Consider the following 26,696-nt stretch of genomic DNA (forward strand, 5'->3'; position numbering starts at 1 on the left):
TCAACGGTCTCATGATCGCGCATCTCCCCCACCAGGATAATATCGGGGTCCTGACGCAAAAAGGTGCGTAATACCGAAGAAAAATCGAGGTTGATCTTGGGGTTAACCTGAACCTGGTTAACCCGCGGGATACGGTATTCCACCGGGTCTTCCGCGGTAATGATCTTTTTACCCGGCTGGTTCAGCTCACTCAACGCCCCGTACAGGGTGGTGGTTTTCCCCGAGCCCGTCGGGCCGGTAACCAGGATCATACCGTGGGGGCGTTTCAACTGATGACGCAAACGATCCAGTAGATCAGCCGGGATCCCTGACTCTTCCAGCCGGCGCACGCCGGAGGTCTGATTCAGCAGTCGCATGACCACCGATTCACCATGCTGGATCGGCATGGTCGACATCCGGATATCGACCGACTGGCCTTTAGTGCGGATATTAAACCGGCCATCCTGAGGCATGCGTTTTTCGGAGATGTCCAGGTTGGCCATCAGTTTCAGTCTCAGCACCAATGCCGAGGCGATGTTCACTTCATTAAGCAAAGTTTCGTGCAGCACGCCATCTATACGTTGCCGAAGCCGCAACACGTTGGCATCGGGTTCAATGTGAATATCCGATGCGCCGACCTGAATAGCGTCTTCAAACAGTGAGTTGATCAGTTTAACGACGGTAACTTCATCGCTGTCCTGCTGGTCAAAATCGAGCTCAAACGCATCGTTGGTCTGATGCTCTGCCTGCAACTGCTCGGCAAACGAGGCGATCTCTTTAGTGCGCCGGTAGTAACGGTCGAACCCTTCCACCAGCTGCTTTTCAGGGGCGATAACAAACTCGACCGAATAACGTTCAAGCTGGTTGAGCAGAGCCTCCTGGGCAAACAAGTCGGCCGGATCGCTCATCGCCACGCGCAGTACATCGCTCTCACGACCGATCACCAGCGCCCGCAGTCGCCGGGCGTGTACTTCCGGCAACAATTGCACCGCATCGATATCCACATTGGCACGGCTCAGATCAATCAGCGGTATGGCCAGTTGCTGGGACAGAAACGACAACATCTGTTGTTCGGTCAGAAACCCAAGCTCTATCAGACTGGCACCGAGTTTTAGGCCGGTGGTTTTCTGGGCATTCAGCGCCTGTTCGACCTGAGACTCGGTAATAATGCCCTCTTCTACCAGCAGGTCACCCAACCGTTTACGTAACTTAATTTGCACCGGAGGCCTCCTGTAGCTGAGCCAGTACCGCCAATCGGTCGCGAATAAACTGCTGCGAATTTGTCGACACACCGACACTATTTAGCGCCTGCTGATAAGACTGTTGGGCTTTATCCAGTTCCAGCTCGCGTTCCTGCTGAATCGCTAACCCCAGCCACCAGCGGCCGTTGTCGGGATTCATCTTCACCAGCATCTGATAACTTTCCAGTGCGATGGCATCCTGGTTAACCTGCTGAGCCAAAGCGGCGCGCAGCGACAAATATTGCTCGGATGGCTGGTCGCTAAGCGAAGCCAGCGGAGAGAGTGCCGCTTCAGGTTGCTTTTCTTTCACCAGCAGCTTCGCGAGCGCCAGTCGCAACGTTTCTCCTGAACTGTTGATACGAATGCCTTTTTGCAGTAAATCGACCGCTCGGCGGGTTTCTCCTTTGCCATAATACAGAGCCGCCAACTGTTGGCGAACCCGTTCATTGCCAGGGGTGTAACGCAGCGCCTCGTGATACTGGCCGATGGCTTCTGCGAGATTATTGGCATCCAGCGCTTTTTTCGCCCGCTGTTCGGCGTTATCGGCTAGCTGCTTAGGGGTCAGTTCTACCTGCTCAATGCGAATATTACTGATCTCTGCATTGGAGCTAACTGCTTGAGTCTCAGTGGCCGAAGAAGTTTGGCGGGTATTCACGGCAGCAAGCTGTAGAGCGTTACTGAGCTGAGTTTGTTTCGTTGCCGCGACAGGCTCCGCTTTCGGCTCTGGATTGGCCTTAGCGACTTGTTTCGCTACTGGCGATACGTCTGCAGTTGGTACAGTTTCCACAGTTAGGGGCATTGCCGTTTGCTCCGCCACCGGCGTCGCGTGCTTGGGATAGAAAGTGTCGCTGCCTTTGGCCAGCTTAGCCGTTGGGGCAGTGAGCATCACCAACTCGGTTCGAGCGGCTAGCGGCTGGTTTTCTGGTGCTGTGGTATGCGGCACACTGGTTGTTGTTGTGCTCAGTTCGGACTGTGTATTCAACTGCGCCGAATAGAAAAAACCAGGCTGGCTAACGGCCCAGCCGCCAACCGCCAGACTCAGCGCAAATCCGCCCACCAGCCAGGGCAGTACGGGTTTGCTGCGCACCGGGGCCACTTCCGCTTTAAGAAGTGGCTGACGATCATTCGAGCTCGGGTTAGTCAGCTCGGAAAGAGCTTTGTTGATCGCACTCATTGACTACTCCATCCCCACAAATAAGGACTCTTAAATTTAGGCTTTTGACTATCGAACGTATCGTGAATCGCCTCATACAAATGGGCATTGGATACTTTGATTTTGCCCGCTTCCATCGCCAGTAACAGCGCTTTATGGCAAATCTGGTTGATCAACCGGGGGATCCCCTGGCTTGCCCGCCATAATGCCCGCTTTTGATTCAGTGAAAACAGCGATGTGCTGCCACCGGATTGCTGTAATCGGTTGTCTATATAAGCGACAGACTCATCCAGCTTGAGTGGCCTTAACTTGGCACTGAAGGTGATTCTCTGCCGAAACTGCCGTAAGTGGTGCTGTGCCAGGCGCTTGTCCAGCTCAGGCTGGCCAAACAGGACGATTTGCAGCAGCTTTTGCTGTTCAGTTTCCAGATTGCCAAACAGCCGTAGCACTTCCAGCGCCTCATCACTGAGCGCCTGAGCCTCATCCACCAGGATCACCACCGGCAAGCCCTGCTGGCAACTTCGAATTAGCTGCTGCTGAATCTCATCCACCAGCGCAACACTGTCTGACTGGGCGGAGATGCCCAGCTCTCGAGCGACAGCCAGGCGCAACTCCTGCCCGGATAAGGCCGAGTTTGGCAAATAGACCAGCTGATACTGCCCCTCCAACTGACCAAACAGCATCCGGCAGACCATGGTTTTTCCGGTTCCGACTTCACCGACTACCTTTACCAGACCTTCGCCCATTTGCAGCGCGGCCTGCACGGTTTTCAGCGCTTCAAAATGAGGCGCTAGCCCAAGAAACAGCGCAGTATCCGGGGTGAGGTGAAACGGTCGTTGATGAAATCCGAAATACTCCTGGTACATACTGATTACTGCTTCTGAGGAAACCAGTCCTGGAGAATATCGCGTGACCGCTCCAGTTCACTCTGCCAGGTGTTCACGCCAACGACAGTCGGCTTCAACAGGATCACCAGTTCGGTTTTTTCCGTCACCTTGCTGACATTGCGGAACAGGTGGCCCAGTGCCGGTACATCCCCCAAAAACGGCACCTTGGACACCTGATCAAAGGTATTGGATTTCATCAATCCACCAATCACTACCACGTCTCCATCCTGAGCCCGTATTACCGAGTCCGATTCGCGAATCGAGCTGCGCGCCAGCGGCAGAGTGATATTGGTACCGCCGTAGCCAATCTCTTTCACTTGCTCTTTGACTTCGATGACGGACGGATGCACGTGCAGCAGCACATTGCCTTTGTCATCAATTTGCGGCGTAACATCGAGAGAAATACCGGAGAAAAATGGCGTCAGTTCCACTTCCGGTGCCGGTTGGTTGTTATCGCCACTGCTCGCCACCGCGGTGAGGTCAGTAACAAAGTATTCATCCGTCCCCACTTTGATCACCGCTTTCTGATTATTCGATGCCGTCACTCTGGGACTGGAGAGTACGTTCAGATCGCCTTGAGTCGACATGAAGCTTAACACCGCATCAAAGCTGCCACTGGAGATCACCAGGTTAGTCTGACCGCCCAATAGCGCACCAATCGTATCTAAACCGGGAAGTGGAAACGGGTTGCCGCTGGCGTTTTTAACGGTCGAGCCCTGACCGATGGTGTAATTGGTGCCGTTAGAAGTAAACGCCTTGGACCAGTTGATGCCCTGCTGGTAACCGTCACTCAAGGTCACTTCCAGCACTTTTGCTTCCAGAATCACCTGCCGTTGCAGGCGTTGCTGTGAAGCCCCCAGGAACTGACGAACCTGGCGAATTTCATCCGGGAAAGCCCGTACAGTAATTATGCCCGCTTGCGGTGTGACCACCACACTGCGCCCTTCACCGTTACCTACTAGGCCGCTGACTGTGGTCTGCAACTGAGTCCAAAAGTCGCTCTCACTGGTAGTTTCAATTTCAGTGCCGCCTTTGGAAGTATTGCGGCGACTCGAAGAGTTGGAATTGGAAGAACCGCTATCGGATGAATTGTAATTACTGCGGCTGTTCGAATTGCTGCTTGAATTACTGCGGGAATCGGTATTGGTGATCGTCCCGGTGGTGATCGACGTCAGCGAACGGCCGTTACGCTTGAACTGCAGGTAATCGACCGGGATCGTTACAGTTCGCAGCCCCGCCGGATACACCTGGATGACATTACCGGCCTGTTCAATGTCGTAACCGTACATATCTTTTACCACTGACAGCACTTCATCCAGTGAAGCATCAGTCAGGTTCACGGTTATTTTGCCCTGCACTTTAGGGTGCAAAGCGACACTGAATTCGGTCCCTTTGACCAGGCTGGCAAAAAACGCTTTAGCATCAACATTGTTAGCCTGGATTCGGTAGCGCTTCAGGGTGTCCATTTGTCCCAGGTTAACCCCATCTAAATCCGGCATCAGATCAGCCTGAACAGATGCTGGCAACTCCTGCAGAGTGCGACTGTTGGTCTGGTTAATCGCCTGATTCAGGACTTGTTTAGCCTCAACGGGATCCCGGTGCCCCATGCTACATCCAGCCAACGAAATCAAACCCAGCGCTATGACAACTTTACGCATACGATATCAATAACCTTATTGTTTTATGTCCAGAGTAAATAACTCCAGATTCCACTGCTTACTTCCGCGTGTAAGCGTCACTGTTTCAGGACGAATTCGGCTTACCCGATAGCCGTAGACCTTGTCACCGACAGTCACAACCTGATCCTGTAACACCGCGCTGCATAAGTTGCTCTCACAAGCAATACTCTGCAAATTCGGCAAAGGCTTTCGGCTTACGGAGCCTGTCTTGTTGCTTTTCGGCGCCTGCCAGTTGAGCGGTGCCGTTGGGTCTTGAGCAGCAATTGCTGACACACTGACTATGGTGAACAGCAGTAAACTTGATCTAACCACCGATGAACTCCTGACTGGTTCCTAATGTGTACACTTCTAAAACCAAACGGGCTTTAGGGTAACTCTCCACCTGATAATCAAATTTGCGCCAGTAATATTTCACCGGCATAGATTCCAGTTTTTGCAGATAGTTAAGAATGGCGAAGTAATCGCCGGTAACGACCAGACGCACCGGATGCAAGTAATAGCCGGTATGATTGCTATTGCCGTGTGTGATTGGTTCCGCCTCAAGTGATTCCAGCGATTCCAGCAACAATCCCGGATTAGCATGCAGTACCTGTTCGAGTAACTCCGCCATTTGACTCGGCGTGAGCAAGGTTGCCACCATATTAGCCAGCTCTTGAGACATCTGCTGGCTTTGTTTAAGTAACTGCTTGTATTGTTGGTTTATTTCCTGATCCGGGTCTCGACCCAGTTTGGCTGTCGCCAATAGTATGTCCGCTTCCAATTTCTGATTGGTTAGACGGGTCGACTGACGTTGTTGCTCGAGAATCCGGTTAGCTTTGACCGCAGGCTCTACCACTAAGGTGAACAGCAACATTCCCACTGCCACGATACCACACAGCAGCAACAGCCATTTTTCCCTTATCGATAGCTGGCTAAATTTTGATTCCGCCAGATGCCACCACTGCATTATTGAACCTCCTGCCGGGTGATCAGTTCGAAGGTGATCACCTCCTGATCGTCGCGGGCAATCTTCAGTTTACTGAAATTACGCCCAACCAGATTAAGCTCATTTTTAAATTGACTGACCCAGCCAGGAATGGCGCTGGCATCTTTCGCCTGACCGGAAAGATCCAGCGTCCCGCCCTGCATGATGATGCTATTGAGCGAAATATCGTTTCGGCTCAGCTTGGCCAGCGACTGCATAACACCTGAATAGCCCATCGGCTGCTGTTGATCGTATTCACGCACCGCCTGCAGCGCTGCTTGCTTGGAGTCAATTTCTATTTTCAGACGTGACACTGCAGCGATTTTGGCTGCCGACGGTTTGTGCTGGGACAGCTGCTTGTTCAGCTGTTCATACTGCTGGGTCAACTCGGTTTGCTGACGTTTCAATAACATCAGTTGCTGGTTCAAATTTGCATTTTGATAGTGATAATAACCAAACACGACTAATAGAGCCGCCGCCAGAGTTCCCCAGCTCCAGACCAAACCGCGAGCAGTAACCGGCTCTTTCTTCGGTTTCAGGTGTGTCGGGTAAAGGTTGATGTCTGTACTTGTCAACGTACTGGTAGCGCCCAGTAAAAATTCACCGACCGACTGCGCAGGCTCTGCTAAAGTGGTGACTTTGACACTGAGCCGGTCATCCAGCTGCTGGGCCAGATAACGTTGGTCTTCCTCATCACAGCACAGTTTCAACTGGTGCAGGGATACACCTTTCAGTTGTGAAGAGAGGTAATCGATCGAGCGCTGGAGCTCCAACGCAATGCTGTCCAGTTGCAGCGCGCTGCTGCCGCCACCGGTTAGCGGTGCGGCAATTCCGCGAATACTTCTTTGGAACACACACTTATGCTTAACGTAAGCACTGACTTTAAAACTGCTCTGCTTACTGCGCTCCAACAATAGGAAATCGCCCAAATCGGGCGAACAGGAGCCCCAAATCTCATCTTCAACCAGAATACGCTGCAAAGCGATATTCAGCTCTGCCAACTGGGCCGCCAGTTTGACGACCAAGCTCTTTGAGATCAGGTAACTCTGCAGTTTGTTGGCATTGGGCAGGCAAAAAGCATCAACAACAATATCCGACACTTTTTCAGTCGTCAGATCTTTTAGCAAAAATGGCAGTGCCGCCGGCCATTCCTCTTCTGGCACATTGGGTTTATCAATCTGATAAGTCTGATAAAACGCGCTGGTAAGTACCAGTTCAATCGCCACATCGTTAACCTGAAACTCGCGCAGTGTCTCCACCAGCACGGTTAACCAAGCCTGGTCATTGATCGCCACAGCTGCAGGCAACTCTGTTCGTGATGAAGAGAAGTAGATCCAGCCCGGCACGATAACAGCCGTAACGACTGAGCCAGAGTGTGTTTGTGGTTTCAATTTAGCGAATAGCGCTTTTATATCCATAGCTCGCTTTCTTTACTTTTTACGCCAGCGGTTACGCTTCCCTGCCTTCACAGTGGTCGCGCTAGATACAGCTGGTTGTTTTTCAGGAATAAGTTGTTGTTCTGAAGCATAAAACCGCCCCTGAACCCCATCGACTCCCAGAGACAGCAGCACATCGCGCTCTCGTTCATTGTCGACACCGACAGCAATAACCTTGGTATTGCTGCCCTCTCTGGCCCCCAGCAGGCTGCGGACAAATAGTTGGTTTTCATGCCGTTGATCGATGCGCTTAATCAGGCTTCGGTGTAATTTCAGATAATCAATTGGCAGATCTTTCAAATAGTGAGTACTCACTATTGAACGTCCTGCCTGTCCGACGGCCACTTCTCCGCCGAGCCCTGAAATCATTTTGATGACCGGACGCATGTAGTCGAGGTGTTTCACCAGTCTTGCTTCTGCGAATTCAAACACTAATCTGTGTCTTAACTCGAGCGGTAACTGGAGTAACTCATTGCGAAACCAGATAAAAAATTTACGGTCAGCAAACGATGCTACATGAAGGTTGACAGAATAGCATACAGTACCACTGCCAGACTTTAAGTATTTCAACAATTTTATCAATACTGCTTTGTCTAAAATTGCTTCATAACCTATCGATTCCACCGCAGCCAAGAATCGGGAGGCTTTCAAAATGCCTTTTTCCGGATCATCTATTCGGGCAAACAGTTCATGGTGGATTTTCAGCAATTCGCCGCTGGCAGTGAGCAAGTAGCAAGGCTGTTCAAATATATATAGACCTTGCGGAGTCATCACGTTGTCGAACAGAGTTCGCCAGCGAACGCTGCCCCGCTGATCTTCGTGACGTTCGCTTTTCTTAAACCGGCTCCAGGTATTAATTCGCTGCAGCTGGGCGCTCTTTAAGGCGGTTTCTACCTCATCCAATATCCGGCTTTGTTTTTCGCCTTCACTGTACATACTGATACCAATATGGCACCAGTTGTCCTTGTCCAACGGTGCCGGCGGGGCGATTCGTTCCATCTGTTTAAGGCAGTTAGCGGCCAGCGTGGCCATGTCTTTACTGCCCAGGTTGGGAGCAAACACGGCAAAGTCAGCATTATAGTAACGTGATAACATTACGTCGGGGTAACGCTGAAGAATATTAGATAACTGCTCGCCAACATCAATAATGAAGTCATCTGCTACCTTTTTATTCTGCTCTTCGGCGATCTGTTCCCAATCGTCGATGCGCAGCAACAGTACGCCCCCCTGAGCCCCGCTTTCTGTCAGTGCCGATTCCAATTTATTATCAAACAGCACCCGATTGGCCGCTCCGGTCAACTGGTCGAGAAATGTCTGGCTACGGATAAAGGTATCAAAGCGGCTGCGTTCCTGGCGGGCATCCTGCAGCTCTTCTATCAGTACGTCCAGCGCTTCGCTGGCGGTATAGGGCCACTCACGGCTATCCCCTTTGGCAAATTGCTCAACCCGGCCAGCCAGAATCATTCGCCCTCGCTCTTCCAGCAGTTCTGAGCCGAGCAATTGCTGCTTCAGCCACTTCACCCCCTGGCGAAGACAAAAAATAATCAGAGCCACCGCCAGAGTGATCGACCAGAGTGCTTCAATTGAGTAGCTGTAACCAAGGTATGGCGGTACTGCCGTCAGGGACATGGAGTATCCCTGATTATGATCTAACGGATATTCGACTTCATACAGGCGACCAGGATCGATATGTTTCGACGTGTCTTTAAAGCGATAAATAACGCCAGCATCTGATGACAGAGACATTTCGATAATATTGGACGCCTGCAGCATTTTGGGCATCCACTGCTGCATCGAATAGGCCGCGTCCGGATCTTCCAATTCTTTATCGACAACCTCAACAATACCATGCAGGTAATGATCGAGATATTGCTGGCCAATATTCTTAAATGACAGCGCGCCGCCGACAAACAAAATAAACATCGCACTAATAACGATTACAGTGACAAAAGCCACTAATCGCGTGCTGAGTTTTAATGTCGGCGTGTAGCGCATTGAGCAAACTTCCCTGCTTAGCTGACGGCTCTGAAGCCGGATAGATTTCACTGTTTTGCAGCCAGCGTGAATACCAGTGCAATAACTATTCCAGTAGTAAGAGTTACTATATAAAAAAGCCGCGTTAAACGCGGCTTTTTTTGCAGAAAAATCAACTAGAATGGGATGTCATCGTCAAAATCCATCGGTGGCTCATTGTACTGAGGCTGCGAGGATTGTTGCGGCTGAGCTGCCGGCTGTTTTTGCGCCATTGGCTGTTGCGGCTGCTGTGGTTGTCCCCAACCACCGGATTGTTGCCCCATAGGCTGGCCCTGAGCGCCACCTTGAGCACGTCCGCCCAGCATCTGCATCACGCCGTTGAAGCCCTGAACTACAACCTCAGTGCTGTAACGGTCCTGACCATTTTGATCCTGCCATTTACGGGTCTGCAGTTGGCCTTCGATATAAACCTGAGAGCCTTTGCGCAGATATTCACCCGCAACTTCCGCCAGTTTGCCAAACAGCACGACACGGTGCCATTCGGTTTTTTCGCGCTGTTCACCGCTGGCTTTGTCACGCCAGGTTTCCGACGTTGCCACCGTAATATTGGCCACAGCACCACCATTCGGCATGTAACGAATTTCGGGGTCGTTACCTAGGTTACCCACTAAAATAACTTTATTTACTCCACGGCTTGCCATGTTTTGCTCCGTCTAACTGATGAGTAATTTCAAATAGCCTATTAGGATAGCACGCTTTAACTTGAGTACCAATCCGATTCCTTACTCTGGTTGCAACTTCACTTTCCCCCTAGAGCATAGCCAATTTTTTTCGATTGAAATCAAAAATTAAACTCCATAAGCAAACAAACATTTACTTCACACCATGAAGCGAAACGCGATCCGGTAAAGTCGAGTCGATCTATCTGCCCATTTTCGACACAGTGGCCATATTCACAATGTTTAGTACAGGTAATCTTCATGAAAAGAGCCAACTACGCTCGCACCATCTATTTTTTGTGTGCCGATGCTCAGCAAAACTATCCGGCAGTCGAAGCCATTGAAGCCGAATTAAAACTGGCCATCCCTCGTATAGAACCGCAACAGTTAATGGCTGCCGCTCAGCAGCACAAACATAAAATCTTACTGATTGACTATATGAACCATAAAGTATTGAAGCAACAGATGAGCCGGCTGCCACTGCATAACAAGAACTTTGAAACCATCGTCTTTAACGTCGATAAACGGCTGACCACCGACGAGCTGCTGACCCTGGGGAACTTAAAAGGCTTGTTTTACCAGACCAACAGTATCAGCGAAATCGCCCGTGGCTGTGGCGAAATCATCAATGGCCAGAACTGGTTACCGCGTAAAGTGGCCAGCCAGTTACTGCACTACTACCGCCATGTTGTCGACAGCCATACCACACCGGCGACCGTCGACCTGACACTACGGGAGTTACAAATCCTACGCAGTTTGCAATCCTGCTCGTCCAATATGGAAATCGCCGAAAACCTGCACATCAGCGAATTCACCGTCAAATCCCATCTTTATCAGATATTCAAAAAGTTATCGGTCAAAAACCGCGTTCAAGCCATCGCATGGGCAGATCAAAACTTGCAGTCCTGAAGATGGCGCCACAATTATTACCACTATATGCGCTCAGATAATTATCTTGGTCATAATTCCATGTTAAGGTACGGGCAATCTTACCCAACTCAGCAATAACCAGAGACTCCCATGATAAAAAAATGTCTGTTTCCTGCCGCTGGCTACGGCACCCGTTTTCTTCCAGCCACCAAGTCGATGCCCAAAGAGATGATGCCGATCGTCAATAAGCCTCTGATTGAATACGGTGTGGAAGAAGCGATTCAGGCAGGTATGGACGGAATGTGTATTGTAACCGGACGCGGTAAGCACGCCATCATGGATCACTTTGACAAAAACTACGAGCTGGAGCATCAGATCAGCGGCACCAATAAAGAAGAGCTGCTGGTTGATATTCGCCGTATTATCGACAGCGCTAACTTTACCTACATTCGCCAGCGCGAAATGAAAGGCCTGGGCCATGCGATTCTGACCGGTCGTGAACTGATCGGTGATAATCCGTTTGCAGTTGTGCTAGCCGATGATCTGTGTGTCAGCGAACAGCAAGGCGTACTGGCGCAGATGGTCGCTCTCTACAAGCAGTTCCGCTGCTCTATTGTGGCAGTGCAGGAAGTCCCAGAGGAAGAAACTCATAAATACGGCGTTATTTCTGGTGAGATGATCAAAGACGACATATTCCGGGTCGATAACATGGTCGAAAAACCGGAACGCGGCACTGCGCCGAGCAATTTGGCGATCATTGGTCGCTATATTCTAACCCCGGATATTTTTGAGCTGATCGAAGCCACCGAACCGGGTAAAGGCGGCGAAATTCAAATCACCGACGCCCTGCTCAAGCAAGCCCGCTCCGGTTGCGTACTGGCATACAAATTCAAAGGACGTCGCTTCGACTGCGGTAGCGTAGAAGGCTATATCGAAGCCACTAACTATTGTTATCAGAACCTGTACCTGCAAAACGCCACCGTGTCTGAACTGGGTAAGCACTCCACTCAAAAAGCTGGCTAACATCACCTAATCCGTCCTCTGCCAGTTCCCGTACCCGGCGGAGGACTGTTTTTTTATCCAGTATAATATTGCAGATTTTTCACACTGTGTAATACTTGGCAAACTTGATATTTCACAGGGCAGGTCAATGGATAATATTGACGTACGGGGTGCACGTACCCACAATCTCAAAAACATAAATCTCACCATCCCACGCGACAAACTGATCGTTATCACCGGCCTGTCCGGCTCGGGTAAATCGTCACTGGCGTTTGATACCCTTTATGCTGAAGGGCAACGCCGTTATGTGGAATCCCTGTCGGCCTATGCGCGCCAGTTTCTTTCGCTGATGGAGAAGCCGGATGTCGACCACATAGAAGGCCTGTCACCAGCGATTTCCATTGAGCAGAAATCCACCTCGCACAACCCGCGCTCAACGGTCGGAACCATCACCGAGATCTACGACTACCTGCGACTGCTCTATGCCCGGGTAGGCGAACCACGCTGTCCGGATCACCACACCCCTCTGGCCGCCCAGACCGTCAGTCAGATGGTGGACAAAATACTGGAGCTGCCGGAAGGCTCCCGCATGATGCTGCTGGCCCCCATCGTTAAAGAGCGTAAGGGCGAACACGTTAAAACATTGCAGAACTTGGCGGCCCAAGGGTTTATTCGGGCCCGGATCGATGGCGAAACCTGCGATCTGTCCGATCCTCCGCCACTAGAACTGCATAAGAAACACACCATAGAAGTGGTCGTAGATCGTTTTAAAGTGCGCGCGGATCTGCAGCAGAGGCTGGCCGAATCGCTGGAAACCACTTTGGAACTGTCCGGCGGCATTGCCGTCGTGACCGACATGGATGGCAGCGGGGAGGAAATTGTCTTTTCCGCCAATTTTGCCTGCCCCCACTGTGGCTACAGTATGCAGGAGCTGGAACCAAGGCTGTTTTCGTTTAACAACCCGGCAGGGGCTTGCGGTACCTGTGATGGCTTGGGGGTACAACAGTATTTTGACCCCGACCGGGTAATCCAGGATGACTCGCTCAGCCTGGCCCAGGGGGCGATACGTGGCTGGGATCAGAAAAACTACTACTACTTCCAGATGCTGAACTCTCTGGCCAACCATTATGGCTTCGACCTGCACGTACCGTTCAACTCACTGCCGGCCAAAACCCGCGACATCATCCTGAAAGGCTCTGGCCGTACCGAGATCGAATTCAACTACATTAACGATCGCGGTGATATTCGCGTCAAACGCCACCCATTCGAGGGCATACTCAACACGCTGGAAAGGCGTTACCGTGATACTGAATCCAATTCAGTGCGTGAAGACCTGGCCAAGTATATTTCCACCAAGTCTTGCAGCAGTTGCTCTGGCACCCGACTAAGACTGGAAGCGCGCAATGTGTTCGTGAATGACACCGCCCTACCGCAGTTAGTCGAATTGAGTATCGCTGATGCGCTGGCATTCTTTCAGTCCTTGCAACTGCACGGACAAAAAGCGCAGATCGCCGAAAAAATCATGAAAGAAATCAATGATCGGCTGAGTTTTCTGGTTAACGTCGGGCTGAATTACCTCAACCTGTCCCGCAGTGCGGAGACGCTGTCAGGTGGTGAAGCCCAGCGTATCCGGCTGGCCAGCCAGATCGGCGCAGGACTGGTCGGCGTGATGTACGTGCTGGATGAGCCGTCGATCGGTCTCCACCAGCGCGACAACGAGCGCTTACTGGCCACCCTGACCCACCTGCGCGATTTGGGGAATACCGTGTTGGTAGTGGAGCACGACGAAGATGCTATTCGTACCGCAGACCACGTGATCGATATCGGTCCCGGCGCCGGGGTGCACGGTGGTCAGGTGGTCGCTGAAGGCACGGTGGACGATATTATTGCCACGCCTAAGTCACTGACCGGACAGTACCTGAGCGGGGCAGAGAAAATTGCCGTGCCGGAGCAGCGTACACCACTCGACAAGCGGAAAACCGTCGAACTGATTGGGGCGACGGGCAACAACCTGAAACAGGTCAACCTGTCGATCCCGGTGGGACTATTCAGCTGTATTACCGGCGTTTCCGGTTCAGGTAAATCGACCCTGATCAACGATACCTTCTATAAAATCGCTCACACTCAGCTTAATGGTGCTACTACAGCTGTACCGGCACCGTATAAAAGCATTAAAGGCCTGGAGCACTTCGATAAAGTCATCGATATCGATCAAAGCCCGATCGGCCGGACACCGCGCTCGAACCCAGCCACTTATACCGGTATCTTTACACCGATCCGTGAACTGTTTGCCGGTACCCAAGAATCCCGTTCTCGGGGCTACAAACCGGGTCGGTTCAGCTTTAATGTCCGCGGCGGCCGCTGTGAAGCATGTCAGGGCGATGGAGTGATCAAAGTCGAAATGCACTTCCTGCCGGATGTTTATGTACCCTGCGATATCTGTAAAGGCAAACGCTATAACCGCGAAACGCTGGAAGTCCGCTATAAGGGTAAAACCATCGACGAAGTGCTGGAGATGACGGTTGAAGACGCCCGCCAGTACTTTGAACCGGTTCCGGCGATTGCCCGCAAGCTGCAAACCTTGATCGATGTAGGTTTATCCTACATTCGTTTAGGACAGGCGGCGACAACACTCTCCGGTGGTGAAGCCCAGCGGGTGAAGCTGGCGCGCGAGTTGTCAAAAAGAGACACCGGTAAGACACTGTATATCTTGGATGAACCGACCACAGGGCTGCATTTCCACGATATCCAGCAACTGCTAACCGTATTGCATCGCCTGCGCGATCACGGCAACACGGTGGTAGTGATTGAACACAACCTGGATGTGATCAAAACCGCAGACTGGATCGTCGACCTCGGACCGGAAGGGGGCAACGGCGGCGGTGAAATCATTGCACAAGGAACACCGGAGCAAGTCGCAGAAGTGGAAGGCTCTCATACCGCCAGATTCCTTAAGCCTATGTTGTCATAGAAAAAAAAGGTAAAGTAAAGAAACCGGCTTCAAGCTGGTTTCTTGTTTAATGGGGCATATCACTTTATGGCAACGATTCACCTTGGCGGAACCCGGCTGGAACCGAAGACAATCTCTTTTCGTCTCAATAAGCCATTTCTTATCACTATGGCCGTGTTGTACCTGCTCGCAATGCACGTGTTTATGCCCAATCCAGGTGGTGCCGGATTAAGCTTAACCTTCAATAATACCAGTTGGATTGCGCTCAGCGCTGCACTGGGATTTGGCCTTTATCACCTGGCTAATAACCGGGTGCTACTGTATAGCAAGCTCACACTCAATCTGTTCCTGTGTGCGGTTCTGCTCACTGTGCCGATACTGTACATCAACGCTGAGCCCACTCAGGTACTCGCTCGGTTGATGGGACTCTGGGCCGGCTTGCTGCTACTGGTCTGTTTGCAACAATTCCGCCTGAGTAACAAACATAAACAACGTCTACTGTGGCTGATCGTACTGGCCTGCGTGATCGAGGCGCTGATCGGCTATGGGCAGTATTTCCTGCTGGAGCCGGGCAATATATTTGGCTACAACACAGAGACCAACCGACCTTACGGCATTTTTCAGCAACCGAATGTGATGGCCAGCTTTCTCGCTACAGGGCTGGTTCTATCCGGCTACCTATTAGCCCGGCAACCGGTCAAATATAACCGCACTATCAGTGACGTCAGTCTGCTGTACCTGCTGCCGGCGCTGACGCTGCCGCTGATCGTCGTTTTAGCGTCGCGCACCGGCTGGCTGGCAACCCTGTCATCAGTGTTACTGTTACTTCCTTATCTGTATCGGTTCGCCACCCGCCGACGCATGATCGGCTGGCTGGCATCAGTGGCAATTGGTGTAGTTGTCGGTCTGCTATTGACCACGGGAGCCGCCAGGGACAGTGTCAGTGAAAAAGTAGATCTGGATTCGCCACGCAGTTTCACTTTTCCGCAAGCCCTGGACATGCTGGTAGAAAAACCCTTTACCGGCTACGGCTACGGCAAGTTTGAATCTCAGTACATCCTTTACACCGCACGCCAGCACCAACTCAACCCGGACTACCCGGCAGGGTTGCCAGCCATGGATCATCCACACAATGAACTGCTCTATTGGGGTGTGGAAGGTGGATTGTTGCCGGTAGTGGCCATTATTCTCGCCGCACTATTGGTACTACGCAGGATCTATCGAGCCAAACCGGGCACCAGGCTGGCTCTGTTCAGCCTGTTTGTCCCCATCGTGTTACATAGCCAGCTGGAATACCCCTTCTACCATTCCGTCATCCACTGGATCAGTTTTATCTTGCTAATTTTCTGGGTCGATCAGCGCTCGGCGGTCATTTACAAAGCCAGTTTTGGTTCGTCGGTCAAAACCGGCTTACGGGTTTCAAGCTTAATCATCCCTATCATCACCAGCGTCTACATGGTCACGGCCATGCACAGTAACTGGCTCCTGACCCAGTTTGAAAAATCCCAGCCTAAAGATCCGGAAATTCTCAACCGGGTGACCAACCCACTGGTCTGGCAGGATCGTTTCGATTGGGATATTTACAGCACCTATCTTAACCTGGGACTGATTAGCCAGGATCCCGAATTGATCCAGCCTTACATTGACTGGTCACTGGATATCATCAAGCTAAAACCGCGCCCGGCTTTTTATCACAATCTGGTCCTGGCCTATCAGGCTATAGGTGACATCAGCAAAGCCCAGCAGGTCCAAACAGAAGCGAATTATCTATTTCCCAGCCACCCAATGGAGTGGACTGAAGCTTCTCCATCCGTAGCCACCAGCGTCAGCGGCAGTAAATAAAAAAGGCGACCTCAGGTCGCCTTTTTCCTTGATAAGACTTTAAGCCAATGACTCTTCCAATGCCTTCAGGCACAAAGCGACATTCTCTGGACGGGCCGCATAGCCCATCAAACCGATTCGCCACGCCTTGCCTGCCAATGCGCCCAGTCCAGCACCTATTTCCAGGTTATACGTATTGAGCAAATGACTGCGCACTGCCGCTTCGTCTACCCCGTCAGGGACATAGATAGCGTTCAGCTGCGGCAGACGATACGGTTGCTCCACCACAAAGGTGAAGCCCAGTTTTTCCAGGCCATTTTTTAATAACTGGTGCATATCCTGATGACGTTGCCAGGCGTGCTCGAGCCCTTCATTTTTCAATATCAGCAGTGCTTCATGCAAGGCATACAAGCTGTTCACCGGCGCGGTATGGTGGTAACTGCGTTTGCCTTCACCACTCCAGTATCCAAGCACCAGGCTTTGATCCAGGAACCAGCTCTGGATCGGAGTGGTTCTCGCCTGGATCTTATCGATCGCGGCAGCAGAAAACGTCAGCGGTGCCAGACCCGGTACACAGGAAAGACACTTCTGGCTACCGGAATAGACCGCATCCAGCTGCCACTCATCGACTTTCAGCGGCACGCCACCGAGCGAGGTTACCGCATCGACAATTGACAACGCACCGTGCTGCTTCGCCAGTGCGCCAAGCGCCTGGGCATCCGATAGTGCCCCGGTACTGGTTTCGGCATGAACAAAAGCCAGGATCTTGGTATCCGGATTGTCTTTCAGCGCCTGTTCCACTTTATCCACAGACACTGGCGTGCCCCATTCGTCATCCACTACAACCGCGATACCACCTGCGCGGACAACGTTTTCTCTCATGCGCTCGCCAAACACACCGTTACGACAAACGATGACTTTGTCTCCCGGCTCAACCAGGTTCACAAAGCAGGCTTCCATACCTGCACTGCCTGGCGCTGAAACGGCAATAGTAAATTCGTTTTCGGTCTGAAATGCGTATTTCAGCAGTTGCTTCAGCTCATCCATCATCTGGATAAACAGCGGATCTAAATGGCCGACAGTCGGCCGGCTAAGAGCTTGCAAGACTTGAGGGGAAATATCCGATGGACCCGGTCCCATCAAGGTGCGATGTGGGGGATTAAAACTTGTTATTGTCATGACCGCTCCTTGGGTAAGATAAAGAGGAACACTCACATTAATCCAATTCGCCACCGGCGGCAACGCAGTCAGGCATCTCGAGTTAATTACGTATCACAGTTCCCCCAATAAAAAACTTCAGTCGTACAGTCAATTAGCAATTGACAATGTTGACGCAAACACGTTCAATGTTCGAGCTTTATGCAGAAGAGGAGCACTGCCCAGGTAGATGTTTTGTGGAGCCAACACTCCAATACAGAACATTCAGGGGGAGCAGTGCCGAGGTAGATCAAAGCTGTTGGGTTTGGTCTGTCGGTTGACTTGGGTTGATTCCCGGCAACTGTCATCAGCGCCGCCTGATGAAGAGCTTCTGAGGTCAGTTTGTCACTATCTGGTTACCTCTAATCCAGCTCTAACACTTTCTCTTCATTTACCATCATGGTTGATTAATCAACTAAAATTGTAATTTTAAGTAAGTCGTGGGAGATATGCTGTGAGCGCAGTAAACGTAGCCAAGTTCGGCGGTACCAGTGTCGCTAACTTTGAGTCGATGAGCCGATGTGCCGCTATTATAGAAAACAATCCAACCACCAAGCTGGTCGTCAGCAGTGCCTGCTCCGGGGTGACCAACTTGCTGGTCGAACTGGCCAATGGCGTTCAGGATCAAAGTCACCGTAGTGAAATACTGCAGCAGTTGGCCACCATTCATGATGATATTTTGAGCCAGCTTAATGACGCAACCACTACCGCCAACGAAGTGTATGCCATCTTAGATACGGTCACCAGCCTGGCCGAAGCGGCTTCGATTCAAGCCAGTAACAAACTCACCGATCACCTGGTGGCCTGTGGCGAACTGATGTCGACCCATATTCTGACCCAGTTGATGGTCGAACGGGGCATCAATGCAGTTCGCTTTGATATTCGCGAAGTCTTGCGTACCGACGCCCACTACGGACGTGCTGAACCTCAGCTTGAGCAGATTTCCCAGTTAGCCAAACAGAAGCTATTACCGCTGTGTAAGCAATCTGTGGTTGTCACTCAAGGATTTATCGGTGCAGATGAAGAAGGCAACACTACCACGCTAGGGCGTGGCGGCAGTGATTACAGTGCGGCATTGATTGCCGAAGGCGTTGAGGCCGATGGTCTGGAAATCTGGACCGACGTCCCGGGCATTTACACCACTGACCCACGTATCGCGCCAAAAGCGGCGCCCATCGCGGAAATCAGCTTTAGTGAAGCGTCAGAAATGGCGAACTTTGGCGCCAAGATTCTGCACCCATCGACTCTGGTACCGGCACTGAGGCACGATATACCAGTATTTGTCGGCTCATCGAAAGCCCCCGAGCTAGGCGGTACCTGGATTCGTCATCGTGCTGAAACCACTCCACTGTTCCGCGCGCTGGCACTACGCTCCAATCAGACCATGGTAACGCTGCGCAGCGCCAACATGTTCCATGCCTATGGCTTCCTGGCCAAAGTGTTTGAAATCCTGGCCAAGCATAAAGTTTCTGTCGACCTGATTACCACTTCAGAGATCAGTGTATCCCTGACCCTGGATCAAACCGGCACCTCTGGTGGTGCACCACAACTGCCGCAAGAAGCCAGAGAAGAGCTGGAAGAGCTGTGTAGTGTGAAAGTCGAACACGGTATGTGTGTGGTGGCCCTGATTGGCAACAATATGGCACAAACTAAAGGTTATGCTAAGCAGGTATTTGGCACTCTCGATGAGTTTAATCTGCGCATGATTTGCTACGGAGCCAGCCAGCATAACCTCTGCTTCTTACTCGAGGAAGCGACGGCAAAACAGGCGATTCAACGTCTGCACCAAGAGCTGTTTGAGCAGTAATTGCTTTTCGCTAGCACAAATAGAAAGGGTTGCCATTTGGCAACCCTTTTAAGTTTTGCAGACTTAGCCGTTAATATTGGGTCCCAGCCACTTTTCTGCTTCCAACTGATCCCAGCCTTTACGCTCGGCATAACTTTCCACCTGATCCGGCTGGATCTGCGCAACGGCAAAGTAACGGGAGTCCGGATGAGAAAAATACCAGCCCGACACCGAGGCGCCCGGCATCATGGCATAGCTGGAAGTGAGCGACATACCGATCCGCTCTTCCACCTGCAGCAGTTTCCAAATCGCGTCTTTCTCGGTATGTTCCGGGCAGGCCGGATAACCCGGCGCGGGACGGATCCCCTGGTAGCGTTCACGAATCAGTTCGTCGTTGGACAAATTCTCTTCAGGCGCATAGCCCCACAGTTCTTTACGTACTTTCTCATGCAGGTACTCCGCAAACGCTTCGGCAAGCCGGTCGGCGACCGCCTGAATCATGATCGCGTTGTAATCGTCGCCGCGCGCTTTAAACTCATCCGCCAATTCCCGTTCACCGATACCACCGGTTACTGCGAAGGCACCAACCCAGTCCTGTTTGCCGCTGCTTTTCGGCGCGACATAGTCCGCCAGGCAGTAGTTGGCTCCTTTTGGCTTTTCCGTCTGTTGTCGCAGGTGATGCAAGGTATTAATCACATCCAAGCGGGACTCGTCTCCATAGACTTCAATGTCGTCTCCGACACTGGCAGCAGGGAACAACCCACAAACACCACGAGCCTGCAGCAAGCCTTCGGTCTCGATTTTATCCAGCCACTGGTTGGCATCGTTAAACAGGTTTTGCGCTTCTTCGCCCACCTCTTCATGGTCGAAAATCGCCGGGTACTTGCCTACTAACGACCAGGTCATAAAGAAAGGCGTCCAGTCGATATAGTGACGCAGAGTCGCAATGTCCATATCATCAATCACATGCACACCCGGTTGTAACGGTGCCGGTGGCAGGTAATTCTGCCAGTCGATGGCCGCTTTATTGGATCGAGCTCTCTCCAGCGAAACCGGAGCGGTACGTGGCTTTTTACGCGCGTGTTGATCGCGGACGCGGTCATAGTCGTCCGCCAGCTTTTCGACAAAGGCCGGACGCAGCTCATTAGACAACAATGAGGTGCACACCCCCACCGCCCGGGATGCATTATTTACATACACGACCGGTTGATGATAATTCTGTTCGATTTTTACCGCAGTGTGGGCTTTTGACGTAGTGGCGCCACCGATCAACAGCGGCAACTCAAAGCCCTGGCGCTCCATCTCTTTGGCCACGTGGACCATCTCATCCAGCGACGGAGTGATCAGCCCAGATAAGCCGATGATGTCGACATTCTCTTCCCTGGCGACTTTGAGGATCTGCTCACACGGCACCATCACACCAAGATCAATAATCTCGTAGTTATTGCACTGCAGCACGACGCCAACGATATTTTTGCCAATGTCGTGCACATCGCCTTTTACTGTGGCCAACAAAATCTTACCGTTTGTGCTGCCGGCCTGTTTTTCAGCATTAATATAAGGCTCAAGGTGGGCGACTGCTTGCTTCATCACCCGGGCAGACTTAACCACCTGTGGTAGAAACATCTTACCTTCACCAAACAGGTCGCCAACCACGTTCATGCCATCCATCAGCGGACCTTCGATCACTTCCAGCGGCTTGCTCGCTTGCTGGCGGGCCTCTTCGGTATCCTCGACGATAAATTCGGTAATGCCTTTAACCAGCGCGTGTTCCAGTCGTTTCGCAACCGGCCAGCTGCGCCATTCCAGCGCGGCAGCATCATCCTGTTTGCCGACGGCATTTTCACGGTATTGTTCCGCAATTTCCAACAGTCGCTCGGTGGCATCATCACGACGGTTGAGTACTGCATCTTCTACCGCTTCTCGCAAGGTTTCCGGTACGTTATCGTAGATTTCCAACTGACCGGCGTTGACAATTCCCATGTCCATGCCGTTTTTGAAACAGTGGTAGAGGAACACAGCATGAATTGCCTCACGGACATAGTTGTTGCCGCGGAATGAGAACGACACATTGGAGACGCCGCCAGAGATCATCGCATATGGTAGGTCACGCTTAATATCGGCCACCGCATTGATGAAGTCCACCGCATAGTTGTTGTGCTCTTCAATACCGGTAGCGATGGCAAAGATGTTCGGGTCGAAAATGATGTCTTCCGCTGGGAAACCGACTTCATCAACTAAGATGCGGTAAGCTTGGGTACAGATCTCCAGCTTACGCTCACGGGTATCCGCCTGACCGACTTCATCAAACGCCATCACGATCACCGCCGCACCGTAACGACGAATCAGTTTAGCCTGTTCAATGAACTTGGCCTTGCCCTCTTTGAGTGAAATCGAGTTAACGATACCCTTACCCTGAATGCATTTCAGTCCGGCTTCCATCACTTCCCATTTGGACGAATCGACCATAATCGGCACTTTGGAAATTTCCGGTTCAGAAGCACACAGGTTCAAAAATCTCACCATGCAGGCTTCGGCGTCCAACATGCCTTCATCCATATTGATATCGATGATCTGTGCGCCATTCTCAACCTGCTGACGGGCAACTTCCAGTGCCTCATCGTACAACTCTTCTTTAATCAGACGCTTGAAGCGGGCAGAGCCGGTCACATTGGTTCGTTCACCAACGTTGATGAACAGGGAATCCTTATCAATGGTTAAGGGTTCCAGTCCTGACAGGCGACAGGCGACAGGCAGTTCTGGGGCCACGCGAGGCGCAAGTTGTTCCACCGCTAACGCCATCTGACGGATATGCTCAGGTGTAGTACCACAGCAACCACCAACCAGGTTCAGGAAACCAGACTGCGCCCATTCACTGATATGGCTGGCCATCTCCTCCGGATCGAGATCATACTCACCAAATGCATTCGGTAGACCGGCATTCGGGTGCGCCGACACGTTGCATTCACAGATGCGGGATAGCTCTTCCACGTACTGACGCAGTTCATCTGGCCCAAGAGCACAGTTAAGGCCAAAAGAAATCGGCTTGATATGACGAAGTGCGTTGTAGAAAGCTTCTGTGGTTTGACCCGACAGGGTTCGTCCAGAGGCATCGGTAATGGTGCCGGAGATCATAATCGGTAACTCAACACCCAGGTCATCAAATACCGACTGGACGGCAAATGCACACGCTTTGGCATTGAGGGTATCGAAAATCGTCTCTATCATGATCAGGTCTGCACCGCCTTCAATCAGGGCCTGCGTCGATTCTCGGTACGCGGTGACCAGATCATCGAAACTGACATTACGATATCCTGGGTCATTCACATCCGGAGATATGGAACAGGTGCGGTTGGTCGGGCCGAGTACACCGGCAACATAACGGGGCTTGTTAGGCGTTTTCGCACTCCATTTATCCGCCACTTCCCGAGCCAGCCTTGCCGCTTCGCGGTTAATTTCCGCACTGAGGCTCTGCATGTCATAATCGGCCATCGCAATCGTAGTGGCGTTAAAGGTATTGGTTTCGAGGATATCCGCCCCGGCTTCCAGATACGCTTCATGGATCTCTTTGATCAGATCAGGCTGTGTCAGAACCAGCAAGTCATTGTTGCCTTTAAGATCACTATGCCAATCGGCAAAGCGCTCACCGCGGTAATCTTGCTCTTCCAGTTTGTAACCCTGGATCATAGTCCCCATTCCACCATCAATCAGTAGAATGCGTTGTTTCAGTTGCGCTTCAATCTGTTCTCTTAGCTTGCTTCCCACAATACAGCCTCATGTTCATCCTTATTGCCACATCCTATCACACCTTTAAAAGGAGTCTAGACGTCTAAAAATATTAAATGGTGCTTTAATAGAATGTAAAAAACTTAGTAATAGCAATGTAAAAAGTGTTTGCTATTTCGCCAGGATATCAGGAAAATTTCGGTCACATTTTGTTACATACTATTGAGCCCCATGTCCGTCTACTATACCCTCTGTTTCTTGTCTGCTGCCGCGATGATAATTGCTTTTGTAAACAGCAAGATAGGTAAAATGCAAACCACCATTGCGATTACCGCTGGTGCAATGTTTCTCTCATTGCTTATTCTGGTCGCTGGTCAAAATGATTGGTTCCACCTGACCGAAATCGCCACACACACGGTAACCAGTATCAATTTTGAAGATTTCTTGCTCAAAGGCATTTTAGGGTTCCTGCTGTTTGCCGGTGGCCTGGGTATCAAGCTACCACATATGAAAGACCAGAAGTGGGAGATCACAGTGCTGGCATTGGGCGCGACGCTGTTCTCTACGTTCTTTATCGGATTTGTCCTGTACGGATTCTGTCAGTTCCTCAATATCAATTTTGACCTGGTTTACTGCTTGCTGTTTGGTGCTCTGATTTCACCAACCGACCCGATAGCAGTACTGGCGATAGTCAAAAAACTCAATGCACCGAAACGAATTTCGACTCAAATCGAAGGCGAATCGCTGTTTAATGACGGTTTTGGCCTGGTGATCTTCGTGACTCTGTTTACCATTGCATTTGGTAATGAAGCCCCGACAGTCACCGGCGTTACTATGCTGTTTATCCAGGAAGCCATTGGCGGCATCTTGTATGGTTTTGCCCTCGGCCTACTATTCCATTACCTGATCAGTGCGACCGACGACCACTCGATGGAACTGCTACTTACCATAGGCGTTCCGACCGCAGGTTACGCATTTGCGGAAGTCGTGCATGTCTCAGGCCCACTGGCAATGGTGGTGTCCGGCATTATGATTGGTAACTGGACTCGTTTTATTGGCTTTTCTAAGGAAAGCGAAGATCACCTCGATCACTTCTGGGAACTGGTTGATGAATTTCTCAATGGCGTACTGTTCTTGCTTATCGGCATGTCGATGCTGCTGTTCGAATTCCACAAAGAAGACTGGATCATGATGGGATTCGCCGTTCCACTGGTATTGGTGGCTCGTTACCTGAGCGTGCATGCGGCTTACCTTGGCTTTAAACGCTACCGCAAATATAACCCTTGGTCTGTGCGGATACTCACCTGGGGTGGTCTAAGGGGCGGCCTGGCTCTGGCGATGGCGCTATCTATTCCTTCCGGGATATGGGTGGTAGAAGACAAGTTGATCGACGTGAAAGAGATCATCTTGGTAATGACTTATGCCGTGGTGGTTTTCTCAATACTTATCCAAGGCTCAACCATTACGCCAATGATTGAAAAAGCCAAAACTGAAGAAGCCCAGAGCGAATAGCCTAGCTCTAAATGCCAAAAGTCAAAACAGTTGCGATTGTTATGACGCTTTTGGCATTTTCGGATATTTTCAATACCCCATTCGTCTTACGTCGGTCACAATTATGAGATTCTCAATAATTAGTAATCTTGCTGTGTACTGACTAGGCAACTCAATGGATGAACTCACCCTAGATATTAGAACTCTCAACTTCACCGTTATTATTTTTTCCTTCATCTATTCAGTAGGTTTGTTTCTATACCAAACCACTAAGAAAAAAATCGAAGGTTTAAAAACATTGGCGTTGGGCGTGTTCTTAATTGGTTTGGGTCCGGTATTGCTCGGATTTAGAGGCCAAGCGCCTGATTGGCTCACCATTGTTGTCGCTAACATGTTTATCATGCTTGGCTTTTTCTACCTGCTACTCGGCATCAGTTATGTAAGAGATTATTCGAGCCGAATATTACCCTTACTTGGCTTAGCGTTCGTGGCTTGCTGCGTCCTATTTTATTACTTCACTTATACCCAACCATCGATCAATGCACGCGTTGTGGTCTTGAGCAGTTATGTCAGCACAACTTGTCTCGCCAGTGCTTGGGCTTTGATGCGTGGTAAAAAAGATGATGCCTTGATTCCATTACTATTAATGGCGCTGCCTTTTTGCGCTTATGGCGTTTTTATGCTGGTCAGGGTATTTGTCGGCGTATCGGGAACAACCATCTCCAATTATATGCATTCAGGGTTGATACATGCGTTAACTTACTTATTCTGCCTAATATTGTTGGTGACTATCAGTTTAAGCATGTTATGGCTAAACAACGCCCGACTGCTCAACGCTATTCATCAGTTATCACTAAAGGATCCGCTAACTGGACTATACAATCGACGTGTGATGGACGAGATACTACCGAAACGGGTGGCCAATGCCAGTACTCAACTCAAACCCGTTAGCTTAATGATGACCGATATTGATCACTTTAAGCAGATCAACGATGAGCTTGGCCATATTGTTGGAGACGAAATAATCGAGAAAGTCGCCAATGCTCTAACCCATCTTTTACCCGACTCTGAAGATTTGTTCGTGGTTCGCTTTGGTGGTGATGAGTTTATGATTTTAATGATTGATTGTGATGCTGCTACCACTTATCAGTACGCAGAGAGCCTGCGAGAAAACATCTCACGAAATGTCTCAATCAGTCTGAGTGAACATCCATGTAGTATGAGCTTTGGTGTCGCTCAGTTAACTGATAATGACAGCCTTGATGATCTGCTCGCCAATGCTGATATTGCACTGTACCAAGCGAAGCAACGCGGTAGAAACAAAGTTGTCTTGGCTGGTAGTTAAGAAAAATTCGACCCACTCATTAGATGAGTTTTACAGTAGTGTGCAGTATTTGCACCTGCTATATTGGTCTGAAGTATTAACTTTCACCATTAATAAGTCGCTAGAAACCTCACATCCGCTTGGCATATCCACGTACTATTCCGATCGCCTAAAGTCTCCCGCATTATCAAAGAAAAGCGACATACCCTTTTGCTAATGGCTAATCTAGTCGCTGATGGTCATAAATCAGAATAGCCGCAACTGATATTGGTCTGTTAAAACAAAAAGCCTCAGCATTTTAGCTGAGGCCAGGAACAACAGATGGTAGAGTGGCTAGGCGTTTAAGCTCACATATGAGTGGGATTCGTTCCCTGAAAAGGGAAAGTCTCTTTGCTTTTAAAACGACAAAACCCAGTCCGGAGACTGGGTTTCGAAATAAGTGGCGGAGCGGACGGGACTCGAACCCGCGACCCCCGGCGTGACAGGCCGGTATTCTA

18 protein-coding genes and 1 riboswitch are annotated in these 26,696 nt (G+C 50.7%); of the genes, 7 read left to right on the forward strand and 11 right to left on the reverse strand.

Annotated features, from left to right (window positions below):
• From ACQY6F_RS13415 to ACQY6F_RS13455, 9 genes are all read right to left on the reverse strand, one after another.
• The coding region (locus ACQY6F_RS13415) for a GspE/PulE family protein (RefSeq protein WP_428775068.1) at positions 1–1,199 on the reverse strand (1,199 nt) is incomplete at its 3' end.
• The gene (locus ACQY6F_RS13420; RefSeq protein WP_428775069.1) at positions 1,189–2,394 is read right to left on the reverse strand and encodes a tetratricopeptide repeat protein; all 1,206 of its coding nucleotides are present in this window, start codon (positions 2,392–2,394) and stop codon (positions 1,189–1,191) included. The genes ACQY6F_RS13420 and ACQY6F_RS13415, both read right to left, overlap by 11 nt.
• Complete coding sequence (locus ACQY6F_RS13425; RefSeq protein WP_428775071.1) at positions 2,391–3,239, reverse strand: ExeA family protein; 849 nt, start codon at positions 3,237–3,239, stop codon at positions 2,391–2,393. The genes ACQY6F_RS13420 and ACQY6F_RS13425 overlap by 4 nt, the downstream gene beginning before the upstream one ends.
• A 5-nt stretch (positions 3,240–3,244) precedes the next feature.
• Positions 3,245–4,918: a pilus (MSHA type) biogenesis protein MshL gene (gene mshL, locus ACQY6F_RS13430; RefSeq protein ID WP_428775072.1), complete on the reverse strand. Its 1,674-nt coding sequence runs from the start codon at positions 4,916–4,918 to the stop codon at positions 3,245–3,247.
• A gap of 15 nt (positions 4,919–4,933) precedes the next feature.
• Entirely contained in the window at positions 4,934–5,251 is a 318-nt protein-coding gene (locus ACQY6F_RS13435; RefSeq protein ID WP_428775073.1) for an MSHA biogenesis protein MshK, read from the reverse strand.
• A complete protein-coding gene (gspM, locus tag ACQY6F_RS13440) occupies positions 5,244–5,888 on the reverse strand; it encodes a type II secretion system protein GspM (protein WP_428775090.1) in 645 nt (214 codons plus the stop codon). The genes ACQY6F_RS13435 and gspM overlap by 8 nt, the downstream gene beginning before the upstream one ends.
• A complete protein-coding gene (locus ACQY6F_RS13445; protein WP_428775074.1) occupies positions 5,885–7,321 on the reverse strand; it encodes a PilN domain-containing protein in 1,437 nt (478 codons plus the stop codon). Before ACQY6F_RS13445 ends, gspM begins: the two co-directional genes overlap by 4 nt.
• 12 nt (positions 7,322–7,333) lie before the next feature.
• Positions 7,334–9,334, reverse strand: a complete 2,001-nt coding sequence (gene csrD, locus ACQY6F_RS13450; RefSeq protein ID WP_428775075.1) for an RNase E specificity factor CsrD — start codon at positions 9,332–9,334, stop codon at positions 7,334–7,336.
• Between the two features lie 155 nt (positions 9,335–9,489).
• Positions 9,490–10,014: a single-stranded DNA-binding protein gene (locus tag ACQY6F_RS13455; protein WP_428775077.1), complete on the reverse strand. Its 525-nt coding sequence runs from the start codon at positions 10,012–10,014 to the stop codon at positions 9,490–9,492.
• A 279-nt stretch (positions 10,015–10,293) separates the two neighbouring features.
• Between ACQY6F_RS13455 and ACQY6F_RS13460 the strand changes: the two genes are divergently transcribed.
• The 4 genes from ACQY6F_RS13460 to ACQY6F_RS13475 all read left to right on the forward strand — a co-directional run bounded on the left by ACQY6F_RS13460 (position 10,294) and on the right by ACQY6F_RS13475 (position 16,696).
• Entirely contained in the window at positions 10,294–10,941 is a 648-nt protein-coding gene (locus ACQY6F_RS13460) for a LuxR C-terminal-related transcriptional regulator (protein ID WP_428775078.1), read from the forward strand.
• Positions 10,942–11,052: 111 nt separating this feature from the next.
• Positions 11,053–11,925, forward strand: a complete 873-nt coding sequence (gene galU / locus ACQY6F_RS13465) for a UTP--glucose-1-phosphate uridylyltransferase GalU (RefSeq protein ID WP_428775080.1) — start codon at positions 11,053–11,055, stop codon at positions 11,923–11,925.
• A gap of 127 nt (positions 11,926–12,052) precedes the next feature.
• A complete protein-coding gene (gene uvrA / locus ACQY6F_RS13470) occupies positions 12,053–14,875 on the forward strand; it encodes an excinuclease ABC subunit UvrA (RefSeq protein ID WP_428775081.1) in 2,823 nt (940 codons plus the stop codon).
• Positions 14,876–14,941: 66 nt separating this feature from the next.
• Positions 14,942–16,696, forward strand: a complete 1,755-nt coding sequence (locus ACQY6F_RS13475) for a PglL family O-oligosaccharyltransferase (protein WP_428775082.1) — start codon at positions 14,942–14,944, stop codon at positions 16,694–16,696.
• A 39-nt stretch (positions 16,697–16,735) separates the two neighbouring features.
• On the opposite strand, the gene ACQY6F_RS13480 is transcribed toward ACQY6F_RS13475, so the two are convergent.
• Positions 16,736–17,854 carry a pyridoxal-phosphate-dependent aminotransferase family protein gene (locus ACQY6F_RS13480; RefSeq protein ID WP_428775083.1) on the reverse strand — a complete coding sequence of 373 codons (1,119 nt, stop codon included), beginning with the start codon at positions 17,852–17,854 and terminating at the stop codon, positions 16,736–16,738.
• A 178-nt stretch (positions 17,855–18,032) separates the two neighbouring features.
• Positions 18,033–18,211: riboswitch (Lysine riboswitch) on the forward strand.
• 115 nt (positions 18,212–18,326) lie between these two features.
• Between ACQY6F_RS13480 and lysC the strand changes: the two genes are divergently transcribed.
• Positions 18,327–19,679 (forward strand): lysine-sensitive aspartokinase 3, encoded by a 1,353-nt coding sequence (gene lysC / locus ACQY6F_RS13485; RefSeq protein WP_428775085.1) that lies wholly within the window; start codon positions 18,327–18,329, stop codon positions 19,677–19,679.
• 63 nt (positions 19,680–19,742) lie between these two features.
• Here the strand turns inward: lysC and metH are convergent, their stop codons facing one another.
• The gene (metH, locus tag ACQY6F_RS13490) at positions 19,743–23,423 is read right to left on the reverse strand and encodes a methionine synthase (RefSeq protein WP_428775086.1); all 3,681 of its coding nucleotides are present in this window, start codon (positions 23,421–23,423) and stop codon (positions 19,743–19,745) included.
• Positions 23,424–23,615: 192 nt separating this feature from the next.
• Between metH and ACQY6F_RS13495 the strand changes: the two genes are divergently transcribed.
• Together ACQY6F_RS13495 and ACQY6F_RS13500 are read left to right on the forward strand one after the other, a co-directional pair.
• A complete protein-coding gene (locus ACQY6F_RS13495) occupies positions 23,616–24,896 on the forward strand; it encodes a cation:proton antiporter (RefSeq protein WP_428775087.1) in 1,281 nt (426 codons plus the stop codon).
• A 154-nt stretch (positions 24,897–25,050) separates the two neighbouring features.
• Complete coding sequence (locus tag ACQY6F_RS13500) at positions 25,051–26,220, forward strand: GGDEF domain-containing protein (protein ID WP_428775089.1); 1,170 nt, start codon at positions 25,051–25,053, stop codon at positions 26,218–26,220.
• The last annotated feature ends 476 nt before the right edge of the window (positions 26,221–26,696 follow it).

It is taken from the genome of Vibrio sp., from assembly GCF_050299255.1.
Classification (GTDB): Bacteria; Pseudomonadota; Gammaproteobacteria; order Enterobacterales; family Vibrionaceae; genus Vibrio.